This is a genomic window from Campylobacter concisus (assembly GCF_902460575.1).
GTDB lineage: Bacteria > Campylobacterota > Campylobacteria > Campylobacterales > Campylobacteraceae > Campylobacter_A > Campylobacter_A concisus_AW.
Window position 1 is genome coordinate 53,942 of sequence record NZ_CABPUY010000003.1, and the last position, 10,527, is coordinate 64,468.

15 protein-coding genes are annotated in these 10,527 nt (G+C 39.1%); 9 read left to right on the forward strand and 6 right to left on the reverse strand.

What is annotated here, in order from left to right:
* The first annotated feature begins 1 nt into the window (after nt 1).
* The 5 genes from fdh3B to F3G76_RS06755 all read left to right on the forward strand — a co-directional run bounded on the left by fdh3B (nt 2) and on the right by F3G76_RS06755 (nt 4,009).
* Complete coding sequence (fdh3B, locus tag F3G76_RS06735; protein WP_149706276.1) at nt 2–643, forward strand: formate dehydrogenase FDH3 subunit beta; 642 nt, start codon at nt 2–4, stop codon at nt 641–643.
* Nucleotides 644–862: 219 nt separating this feature from the next.
* Nucleotides 863–1,645 (forward strand): formate dehydrogenase accessory sulfurtransferase FdhD, encoded by a 783-nt coding sequence (gene fdhD / locus F3G76_RS06740; protein ID WP_149706277.1) that lies wholly within the window; start codon nt 863–865, stop codon nt 1,643–1,645.
* A complete protein-coding gene (locus F3G76_RS06745) occupies nt 1,638–2,381 on the forward strand; it encodes a winged helix-turn-helix domain-containing protein (protein WP_002941311.1) in 744 nt (247 codons plus the stop codon). The genes fdhD and F3G76_RS06745 overlap by 8 nt, the downstream gene beginning before the upstream one ends.
* Nucleotides 2,382–2,406: 25 nt before the next feature.
* Complete coding sequence (locus F3G76_RS06750) at nt 2,407–2,595, forward strand: hypothetical protein (protein ID WP_002941192.1); 189 nt, start codon at nt 2,407–2,409, stop codon at nt 2,593–2,595.
* 88 nt (nt 2,596–2,683) lie between these two features.
* Nucleotides 2,684–4,009: an aminotransferase class V-fold PLP-dependent enzyme gene (locus F3G76_RS06755; protein WP_103637366.1), complete on the forward strand. Its 1,326-nt coding sequence runs from the start codon at nt 2,684–2,686 to the stop codon at nt 4,007–4,009.
* A gap of 409 nt (nt 4,010–4,418) precedes the next feature.
* Here F3G76_RS06755 and F3G76_RS06760 read toward each other — a convergent pair whose 3' ends face one another.
* From F3G76_RS06760 to F3G76_RS06785, 6 genes are read right to left on the reverse strand one after another with little or no spacing between them, the layout of a single operon-like run.
* The gene (locus tag F3G76_RS06760) at nt 4,419–4,730 is read right to left on the reverse strand and encodes a DUF6980 family protein (RefSeq protein WP_199906762.1); all 312 of its coding nucleotides are present in this window, start codon (nt 4,728–4,730) and stop codon (nt 4,419–4,421) included.
* A gap of 37 nt (nt 4,731–4,767) precedes the next feature.
* Nucleotides 4,768–5,382: an ATP phosphoribosyltransferase gene (gene hisG, locus F3G76_RS06765; RefSeq protein WP_002941288.1), complete on the reverse strand. Its 615-nt coding sequence runs from the start codon at nt 5,380–5,382 to the stop codon at nt 4,768–4,770.
* Nucleotides 5,379–6,008, reverse strand: coding sequence for a type III pantothenate kinase (locus F3G76_RS06770; RefSeq protein ID WP_103637365.1), 630 nt, complete (start codon nt 6,006–6,008; stop codon nt 5,379–5,381). Before F3G76_RS06770 ends, hisG begins: the two co-directional genes overlap by 4 nt.
* Entirely contained in the window at nt 5,995–6,327 is a 333-nt protein-coding gene (locus F3G76_RS06775; protein WP_103637364.1) for a hypothetical protein, read from the reverse strand. The genes F3G76_RS06770 and F3G76_RS06775 overlap by 14 nt, the downstream gene beginning before the upstream one ends.
* A complete protein-coding gene (locus F3G76_RS06780) occupies nt 6,324–7,331 on the reverse strand; it encodes an L-seryl-tRNA selenium transferase (RefSeq protein ID WP_103589950.1) in 1,008 nt (335 codons plus the stop codon). The genes F3G76_RS06775 and F3G76_RS06780 overlap by 4 nt, the downstream gene beginning before the upstream one ends.
* A complete protein-coding gene (locus F3G76_RS06785) occupies nt 7,331–7,894 on the reverse strand; it encodes a hypothetical protein (RefSeq protein WP_103602128.1) in 564 nt (187 codons plus the stop codon). The genes F3G76_RS06780 and F3G76_RS06785 overlap by 1 nt, the downstream gene beginning before the upstream one ends.
* A 124-nt stretch (nt 7,895–8,018) precedes the next feature.
* Here F3G76_RS06785 and gatC point away from each other — a divergent pair, with 124 nt between their 5' ends.
* The 4 genes from gatC to F3G76_RS06805 are packed head-to-tail and all read left to right on the forward strand — an operon-like array spanning nt 8,019 to nt 10,524.
* The gene (gatC, locus tag F3G76_RS06790) at nt 8,019–8,306 is read left to right on the forward strand and encodes an Asp-tRNA(Asn)/Glu-tRNA(Gln) amidotransferase subunit GatC (protein WP_021085025.1); all 288 of its coding nucleotides are present in this window, start codon (nt 8,019–8,021) and stop codon (nt 8,304–8,306) included.
* 3 nt (nt 8,307–8,309) lie between these two features.
* The gene (locus tag F3G76_RS06795; protein ID WP_021085022.1) at nt 8,310–9,443 is read left to right on the forward strand and encodes a type IV pilus twitching motility protein PilT; all 1,134 of its coding nucleotides are present in this window, start codon (nt 8,310–8,312) and stop codon (nt 9,441–9,443) included.
* Nucleotides 9,443–10,060, forward strand: coding sequence for a CvpA family protein (locus tag F3G76_RS06800; RefSeq protein ID WP_035160621.1), 618 nt, complete (start codon nt 9,443–9,445; stop codon nt 10,058–10,060). Before F3G76_RS06795 ends, F3G76_RS06800 begins: the two co-directional genes overlap by 1 nt.
* Nucleotides 10,057–10,524: a Fur family transcriptional regulator gene (locus F3G76_RS06805; protein ID WP_002941362.1), complete on the forward strand. Its 468-nt coding sequence runs from the start codon at nt 10,057–10,059 to the stop codon at nt 10,522–10,524. The genes F3G76_RS06800 and F3G76_RS06805 overlap by 4 nt, the downstream gene beginning before the upstream one ends.
* Nucleotides 10,525–10,527 lie beyond the last annotated feature (3 nt).

The window sequence follows — 10,527 nt, forward strand, 5'->3', positions numbered from 1 at the left end:
TATGAGCACATTTAACGATAACAATAGACTTAAATTTTACTGCGACACAGATAGATGTATTGATTGCAATGGTTGCGCGGTAGCGTGTGATGAAGCTCATGAGTTGCCTATTGGCGTTAGAAGACGCCGCGTCGTCACACTAAATGAAGGTGTACCCGGCAAAGAAATTTCAACATCAATCGCATGTATGCACTGCGAAGACGCGCCTTGTTCGCTTGTTTGTCCGGTTGATTGTTTCTACATCAGAGCTGATGGCATCGTGCTTCACGATAAAGATATCTGTATAGGTTGTGGATACTGCTTATATGCTTGTCCATTTGGTGCGCCACAATTCCCTAAAGATGGTGCGTTTGGTGCAAGGGGCGTAATGGATAAATGCACCATGTGTGCAGGCGGTCCGCTACCAACTAATAGTGAAGAAGAGCGCGAAGTATATGGACAAGATAGAATTTCTGAGGGCAAGGTGCCAGTTTGTGCTGCGATGTGCTCTACAAAGGCTTTGTTAGTTGGCGAGTCAGATGTGATCGAAAAAATCTACAATGACAGAGTTGCTGCAAGAGGTTATGGTGAAAAGAATCTAAAACAAACTACTGTTTGGAAGATCGCTTACTACGCTGGCGACAGACTAAAACTAAAAGCGTAAATTTATAGGTGCTTTTTGCACCTATAAAATTTGTTATTTTCTCTAATTTTATACTTTAAGAAATATGCCTATTTTGCATATCAAATTTTAATTATAATAACGTTTATTTCGTATCAAAATGCGTTTAAGCTTTTTGCTTTGTTTAAGCAAGTTTTTACTACAATCCAAAATTAAATTTAGCTTTTTGGGCTATCATTTGTGAAAACTTCAAGGAGCAAGATGGAACCGATTTATAAAACGCAGATCATCAAATATAAAGGCGAGCAAAAAGCACAGGTTGATGATATTTTGGTGCGTGAGATCAAGCTTGAAATTTACATAAATGACAAAAAATTTGGTGCCGTCATGGCAACGCCAACGGATCAAAAGGCGCTTGCTTTGGGCTATTTGATCAGTGAAAACGTCATCACAAAGCCAGAGGATATAGCTGAAGTTAGGCTCTCAAGCGATGAGCTAAGCGTCTATGTAAGCGCCAAAGTGAACGAAAAACGCCTAGAGCAGTTTGACGAAGAAAAGGTCATAATAAGTGGCTGTGGCAGAAGCTCAACGGCAAATATCGACCCACAGGCGATGGCAGCAAGAGCTGTAAAAAGCGGAGCTAAATTTAACAAAGATATGATCCTTGCTCAAATGAAGGAGTTTTACACGCAGTGCGAGCTTTACGAGATGACTGGCTGCGTGCATACGGCAAAGCTTTTTGTAAGCGAAGATAAATTTTACATAGGCGAGGATATCGCTCAGCACAACACGATCGACAAGGCCGTTGGCAAGGCCGTTTTAGACGGAGCTAACTTAGCAAATTCATTTTTGATGGTGAGTGGCAGGCTTAGCTCAGAGATGGTCGCAAAGGCTGTTATGCACGGCGTCCCAGCGCTTATCTCAAGGACAGCACCGACTAGCCTTGGCGTGGTGATCGCTCGTAAATTTGAGCTTACACTTTGTGGTTTTGCAAGGGGCGAAAATATCAACGTTTATAGTGGCGAAGAGAGAATTTATGAGTAAAAATTTAGAAGAGCTAATAAAACAAACGCTAAATAAAAGTGGCAAACTTGACTGCGGCACGGCTTTTAAGATCGCAAACAAGCTTGGCATAGAGGTCGGCGAAGTAAGCGACGAGGCAACCAGGCTAGGCATCAAGATAGACAACTGCGAGCTTGGACAGTTTGGTGGCTTGGATAAAGACCGAGGTAAATTTACATTGTCACTAAAACTAAAAGAAGTGAGCGACGAAAAGGGCAGAGTTTTTTGCAAAGATGCAAGAGAGATGGCGGCGGCTAACGGCGGGCTAAAGACCATGCGCTCGACGCTTAGAGACTACGGCTTTGATGTGAAGTACTGTCAGCTAGGCTGTTTTAAGGAAAAGAAAGGCAAAAAGATGAGAGTAAAGACGAAGACTTGGATAGAAAACGACGAGGGCGAGCTTATATTTGGCAAGGGCAAAACCGAGGTTTTAGACGTTATAGCCGAGGTTGGCTCGATATCAAAGGCAGCTGAAATTTTAGGTATGAACTATAAAAAATGCTGGTCACATCTGCAAATTTTGCAAAAAAATTTAAAAGAAGATCTCTTTACGACCAAGCAAGGTGGCGGAGATAGTGCTGGCACTACGCTAAATGATAGGGCTCATGAGCTCATAAACGCCTATAAACAGCTTCAAAATGACATCGAAGACTACGCAAATAAGCGCTTTAAAGAGCTATTTTTAAAACAAGACGAGAAGAAAAACGATAAAAAATAAACCAAATTTTTAAAAGGAGAAAAACATGTATGTAAAACTAAACGACAGGACTTATCTAAACAAAGATAAGATCACTAGAATCAAGATCGATAGCGTTCAAGACGGCATTCGTATCCGTTTTTATGAGGGTGCAAACCAAGTTGCTAAGAGCCAAAGATTTGAGAGTGAAGCAAAAGCTAACGAGTGGTTAGAGAAAAACTTCTTAAACAAATAAACAGACGCGAGTGGGCGCCCTGCCCGCTTGTAACCTCACTTTATACAAAATTTCATTATAATCGCGCTTTTTAGCCAAAGGGAAAATCGTGCCAACTATAGATGAAGTAAGAAAAAATATCATTTTAAAAGATGGAATTTACTATTTTGACTACACGGCCTCAGGCCTTGCCTATGCGCCTATCGAAGATGAAATTTCAAAATTTTTAAAAACCTACGCAAACACACACTCAGACAGCAGCTCAAGTGCCGTGCTAACGCAAAAACGCTACGAAAACGCAAGAGCCGAGTTAAAGGAGCTTTTGGGGCTTGATGAGAGCTTTTATCTCATCGCAACAGGTCAAGGCGCAACGGCTGCGATAAAGAAATTTCAGGAGATAATGGGGATTTATCTGCCGCCAACCACAAGAGCCTTGATCGGCGAAGCAAATTTAAGAAGCGTAAATTTACCACTCGTGCTTGTTGGCCCGTATGAGCACCACTCAAATGAGATCAGCTTTCGCGAAGGACTTTGCGACTGCGAGCGCATAACACTTGATGAAAACGGCGAGATAGACTACGTGATGCTTGAGAGGACGCTAAAACTAAACGCAAAAAGAAAGATCATCGCCTGCTTTAGCGCCGCCTCAAACGTCACAGGCGTGAAAACCGACTATAAGAGAATTTACTCACTCGTTAAAAAATTTGGCGGAGTGGTGGCATTTGACTGCGCAGCGACCAGCTCGCATGAAATTTTAGATGCCGATTACTTTGACGCAGCCTTTTTTTCGCCTCACAAGCTACTTGGTGGAGTTGGTAGTTGTGGGCTTTTGGCGATCAAAAAAGAGCTTTATACAAGCGATATACCAAGCTTCGCAGGTGGCGGCACCATCGCTCTTGCAACGCCTTCAAAGCACCTTTTTATAAAAAATGTCGAGCAGCTTGAAGAGGCTGGCACGCCATCTATCTTGGGGCTGGTGCGAGCAAGTCTAGCTTACAGCCTGCAAGCAAGTGTCGGAGTAGAAAATATCAAAGCTCGCGAAGATGAACTGGCAAATTTCTTTGAAAAAGAGCTTAGCAGTATCGAAGATATCACCATTTATGGCCCTAAAAATGCAGAAAAACTGCCTATTTTTTCATTTAATGTGCGAGACATTTCGCCATATGACTTTGCCGCAACACTTAGCAACAACTACGGCATACAAAGTCGCGCTGGCGTGATGTGCGCTGGACCTTATGCTTTTGATCTGCTGGGACTTAAAGAAAATAAGATCTTAGAGAAAAAGCCAGGTTTTGTAAGGGTGAGTATGCACTACACGCACACAAAAGAGGATGTGCTCTATCTCATAAACGCTATCAAATCATCTATCAAAAAGCACCGCGAGCTTTGGGGCGAGGAAAAGGCGATGTATGAGATGTTTGGCGGTAAAATTTAGGTTAAATTTTTGTTTTCTGCTAAATTTAACTATCAAGAAAAGTTAAAAATTTAAATTTAGATTGCCATTTTAAAATGCAAAAACAATTATATTTTTTTAATCTAATTTTACTCTTTCTTCCCATTTAAATTTTAACTGTATCAAATAAAATTTACCATCTTGGATCAAATTTTGCCAGCAGAATTTAAAGCAAATTTGCTGTTTTTGTACAGAGCTATACCTGCTCGGTCTTAAGAAACTCTAACAAAACACGCCACCATTGTGAGTGGACAAAAAATATTAAGCATTTTATCTTGTTTTTACATCTAGTTAAATAGAAATTTCTAAAGATCTTTTATGTAATAGCCGTTTGAAATTGGCAACAACTAGTTTTTACGTTGATTAAAAAGAGTTAAAAAATAATTTTCAATCACTTCTTCAACCACCAACCATAATTTAAATATACTTTAGGAATTTCATCATTATCAATATCTATTCCTAATTTTTCCATTTTGTCAAACCATTTATCTCGTTTTGATTTTGGTAATTTTGTACCACAAAAAGGGCAAAATTTGATTGAAATACTGCTTGTGCCACCATCGTGAACGATAATTCCATATTCATCAAATTTAGGATAATACGAAATAAGCACGTCTGGGCAATCATAAATATTGTTATGAATCTTACAATTTAATTTCGTTGCCTCTTTCATTTGAGAGCAACAGTGTTTTACCTTAACCATTTTTTCTTTATTTGTGCTATTTACATTTTTTCAAATTTTACTTTGAAATTTCATCTTTTATCTTTTGATAAAGCTCCAAAATTTCATCTTTTTTGATGATGAAGCTATTTTTATTTGCGATCAGATAGGCTGAGCTTTGCATGATGTCGCCAGCCACTTTTAGTCCATTTTGCTTCATGGTTGAGCCAGTCTCTACCACATCGACGATCGCGTCGCTTAGCCCAACAAGTGGTGCTAGCTCGATCGAGCCATAGAGCTTAATGATCTTCACGCCAACGGCAAGCTTTGCAAAGTAGTTTCTAGTGATATTTGGCATTTTTGTAGCGATCTTTAGCTCAGACCTTGAAAAATCAAGCTCATCTTCGTTTTTTATGCCAATGCAGACCTTGCACTTGCCTATTTGTAGATCAAGTAGCCTCACTACATTTGGCTTATGCTCTTCAAGCACGTCAAGGCCGACCACGCCGATATCTGCGGCTCCTTCGGTGACGTAAGTTGGTATGTCTTGGTTGCGAACCATTAAAAATCTAAAATTTCCCTCTTCAAGGATGAGTTTTCTATCCTCAAACATAAAGCTCGAACCAAAAATTTTTCTAAAAATTTCAAGTGTATCTTCTGCGATCCTGCCCTTTGGCAAGGCTACTGTTATCATTTTAAAATTTCCTTTTTCTCATCGATTATTTTTTGCATGGCACGAAAGATCAGCATCTTATCGCAAATGGCATTTTTAAAAAATTTAGACAAAAAGTCGCCATCTCCGCCAGTAAAATAGACTTTTTTGCTGCCTGCTAACTTTGAAATGAGCGTGATAATGGGCTTTATGATGCCATAACTCACAGCATCGCTCGTCTTTTGAGGCAACGCATCGATGTCTATTTGCGAATTTAGTGTCACATCAAGGCGTGGCGAGATGCTTTTGTAGGCGTTTAACATAGTTGCGATGCCAGGCAAGATGTAGCCTCCAAGATGAAGCGAGTTTGCCATTATATCAACGGTTATAGCACTTCCGGCATCTACTATAACGCCATCATTTATCATATAGCACCCTGCTTTTCTATCTACTCCAAGACCTTGATAGATCGTGTCTATCTCAAAGTAAGGCTCTAAATTTATAAACATTTCGTCCTTATCTATCATGCGCAAAATTTCTTCATTTACGCAGATAAAATAGACCTTTTCGTTTGGTTTATAGTTTTTAAATTCGCTAACTTTTATATGTGTGATCTTGCCATTTTGCAAAAAAGAGGCGTTGGTGTTGCCGATATCACACAAAATCATAACAGCTCCAGCCTTCTTCTTTGAAGTAGTTTAGAGATTTTGAGCAAATTTGAGAGCTGTAAAAGATCACACGTTTTTTGATCTTGGTTTGAAATTTCTCTTCAAATTTAGTGCAAATTTCATTTATCTCGCTGGCTTCTTTAAGCAAAAGCCTGCTCTTTGCACTTCTTAAAAAAACGATCTCGTAGAAATTTTTTGTATCGACACCAAAAAACGCCTCAAGCGAGCGTTTCTTGGTAAATTCGCTAAGGTCAAGCCTTTTTAGATCTCTTAGCAAGATCTTTTTAGCTTCAAAAAGCTCCCAAATTTTTTGGTTCATTGCCCTAGATTAACATACTCGTTATCGTAGTAAAATGCGCCATTGCCCATGAAGCTTTTATCTTTTATCTCGTCGCTAAATTCATAAATTTCAGCTCCGCTAAGGTCTAAATTTGTCTTTATAACATAGCCTGTTTTTTCGATGACATAGAGCTTATTGTTGATGATAGTAGCCGCTGAGAAGATAGCAAATTTGAAATTTACCTTATTTTGCTCTTTTAGCATGAGGTCTGTTCTTACGATCGTGCCATCTTTTTTAAAGATATAAATTTCATCGTTATGAACTAGCACATCTTTGATCTCACCGTCATAATATACTGTCTGGCTTGGGTTGATGACGATTAGTTTTTTAGCTGTTGCTGCGATTAGGTTATCGCCCTCAACGCCTAAAAATATGATGTTGTTAAAGAAATTTTCAGAGCTTACGACAACGTCGCGCAAAATTCTACCAGTATCTTTTTGTACGATGTAAATTTTGCCATCAAGTGCTGGATAGACGATGAGTGAACTCATAAAGTAAGGTGCCACAACTCTTGAATCAACCGCTGCGATGTCAGATGAGCTGTACTCCATTAGTGTCGTAGCTGTGTTGATATCGATTAGGTAGATGTGGTTTGATGCGCTGATAGCTGCAAGTTGGTTTTGATCAAGCGAAGCTGCTACAATCGCAGTTGGAAATTTACCACTATAAACGCTGTGGCCGCTAGGATCAGTCACGTTTAGATCGCCATTTATGCTAGCTGAGATGACAAAGCCGTTGTTTTCGTTTAAGAAATTGAAATTTTCAGGCAAGGTAACGCTTTTGTTTAGCCCATTTTTCGTGATGATGTTGCCATTATCAAGCGTTGCGCCATTTGCATTTGCTGATTTTATGTAAGAAGGAAGATCTTTTGACAAAGATATCTCACCAGAAGTTTGCGCAGGCTCAAAATATTGTCTTTTTGTGCCGCATCCGCTTAGAACTAAAGCCAAGGCAAAAGCCAAGAATAGTGTAAGTTTTTTCATTATTTTATTCCCTGATAGTGTTTTAAATTTTTAACTAAAGTTTGTAGTTGTGAGTCAAGTGCGATCTTGTTAAATTCGTCGTTTGCCTCTTTGATCTTGTTTTCTTTTAAAAGCTCAAAACCTTTTAAAAGTGCGTTATATTCGCTTAAAATTTGAGTATTTGCATCGCCAGTTTGCGAAAGGATGATATCTTTTACGATCGGATTTACTTTTAAATTTGCAAGCTCGCTAATGCCCTTTGTATCGTTTTTATCAAGCATTTGCCCAAGTGAAAAAAGTGCATATAAGCTTGGCTCTTTCTCCTTTAAAACATTTAAAGCGCTTGCGTCATTTGGATTTAAGATAAGCTTTGAATAGGCTAAATTTGCCTCCTCAACTCTGTTGTCGTTTAAAACCTTACTAGCGTAAAATCCGATGAGTGCGACGATAGCTGCCACGCATAGCACGATCAGCAAAGTTTTGTATTTCCTAAAAAAACGCTCTCCCTTGATCATACTCTCAAGAAACTGCTCCTGGGCGTCGATCTCTTTTTTTATCTCGGTTAAGTCTTCTTTTATAGCCAACGTTTTTCCTTGTTTTTGAAAAATTTTAATTCGCAGATTTTAGCATAATTAAATTAAAAGTAGCCCAAAATTAAAGCTTGAATGTGATATAATGCCTCAAAATCAATTAAAAGGTTGCTTAATAATGCAAATAGACGACACTCTCTTAAATAAACTAGAAAAACTCTCCGCATTACAAATTAATGATGAAAAAAGAGAAGAGATTAAGAAGCAATTAAGTGAAATCGTATCTTTTGTCGATGTTTTAAACGAGCTTGATCTAAGCAGCGATGAGGCCGTAGTTAGCTCTATAAAAGGTGGCACTCCATTAAGAGAAGATGAGCCACATTTAAGTGACGTTGTCGATGAAATTTTAAAGCACGCCCCTTCACGCGAAGGACACTTCTTTGCCGTGCCAAAGATCATAGAGTAAAATATGGATCTAATCGAACAACTAAGAGCGCAAAGCTCGGATGCCCAAACCAAAGCATCAGAGAGCAATCTCTCTGGTGACATCCAAACGCTTCTAAAAACTGTTGTTTTTAATAAAGCCAGCGACCTCCACCTAGTCTCAAGGTCTGAGCCTCAGATAAGGATAGATGGCACTTTAAGGCCGCTTGAATTTGGCGTTCTAAGTGGCAAAGATATAGAAAATTTATGCTACGCTCTGATCACTGACGCCCAAAAGAGCGAGCTTGAAAACAATAAAGAGCTTGACTTTGCCATAGAGCTTCCAAATATTGGTCGCTTTCGTGGCAACTATTACTACACGATGAATGGCGATCTAGCCGCAGCTTTTCGTATCATACCTATCGATATCCCTTCGCTTGATGATCTAAATGCACCACAAATTTTTAAATATATCATCAAACGAGAAAAAGGCCTTATCCTAGTTACTGGACCAACAGGCAGTGGTAAATCAACGACGCTTGCTGCGATGCTTAATGAGATAAATTTAAATTATAGAAAGCACATCATCACTGTTGAGGACCCAGTAGAGTTTGTGCATAACAACAAAAAAGCCCTGTTTTCACATAGAAACATAGGTACCGACACGCACTCTTACTCAAAGGCGCTAAAATTTGCACTTCGCGAAGACCCAGATATCATACTTGTGGGCGAGATGAGGGATAGAGAGACGATCTCTACGGCTATTACAGCGGCTGAGACTGGACACCTAGTCTTTGGCACGCTTCACACAAACTCAGCCATACAAACTATAAATAGGATCGTTGATAGCTTTGATGGAAGCGAGCAGCTTCAAGTAAGAAATATGCTTAGCGTTTCGCTAACTGCCGTCATCTCACAAAGTCTGATACCAAAAATAGGTGGCGGAAGGTGCGCTGTGCATGAAATTTTGATAAATAATATGGCGATTTCAAACTTGATACGCGAAAATAAAGTGCATCAAATTTACTCTCAAATGCAGCTAAATCAGCAACAAACTGGCATGAGCACGCAGACTCAAGCACTGATGAAAGCGCTAAAAGAGGGCTTGATCACAAAAGAAAACGCGCTAGCCTACTCGACTAGCCAGCAAGAACTTCAAAATTTAATAGGAACTGTATGATGGATTTAGTAACTTGGTTTGACATTATCGTCATCGCCCTTGTCCTGATACTTGGTGTAAAAGGCATAATCAACGGGCTTATAAAAGAGACTTTTGGACTTATCGGACTTATCGGCGGTCTAGTTGTCGCTAGTAGATTTTCAGATGTAGCTGAAAGCTTCATAAGCAAAAATATCTATAAATTTGAAAATCCTTCATTTTTACAATTTGTCGCATTTATCGGACTTTGGCTAGTTTTTTGGCTAGTTTGTCTGCTAGTTGGCAAATTTTTATCAAAGATAGTCTCAGTAAGCGGACTTGGCTTTTTAGACAGGCTTGGTGGATTTGTCATGGGAAGTGGCAAAATTTTCCTCACATTTTCAGCAGTCATTGCCGTAATGTCAGGCACTTCGCTAAATAAAATGATCGAGCCATACTTTACAAATAGCAAGGTCTATCCGCTCCTACTTGAAACTGGTAGATGGATAACAAATATTGATGTGAAAAACATCAAAAATGAGCTAGATGAGATGGTAGTAAGACCAAAGGATACAAACAAGAGTGATGCATTTATATCAATGGATGCAAATGCAAGCACAAACACCGACACAAACGTCACTAAAGGGGAAGAAAAATGATAGAAAATTTAGAATACGATGCCTTGCTTGAGAAATTTAAAAGAGTTCTTCGCGACAACGGTTTAAAATATACAAAACAACGTGAAATTTTACTAAAAACGCTTTATAACAACGACGAACACTTTACGCCAGAGAGGCTATATCTTTTTATAAAAGAGACCTATCCTGAGCTAAATATCGGCATAGCAACTGTTTATAGGACGCTAAATTTACTAGAAGAATCAGAGATGGTAACATCAATCAGCTTTGGCTCACAAGGCAAGAAATTTGAGCTTGCCACAAAGCCACACCACGACCACATGATATGCAGAAAGTGCGGCCTTATCATAGAGTTTGAAGATCCTATGATAGAAAAAAGGCAGATAAGCATCGCAAAAGAGCATGGCTTTAAACTAACTGGTCACATGATGCAGCTTTATGGAATTTGCGAAAAATGTTCAAAAAATAATATAAAGGGAAAGTAAGGT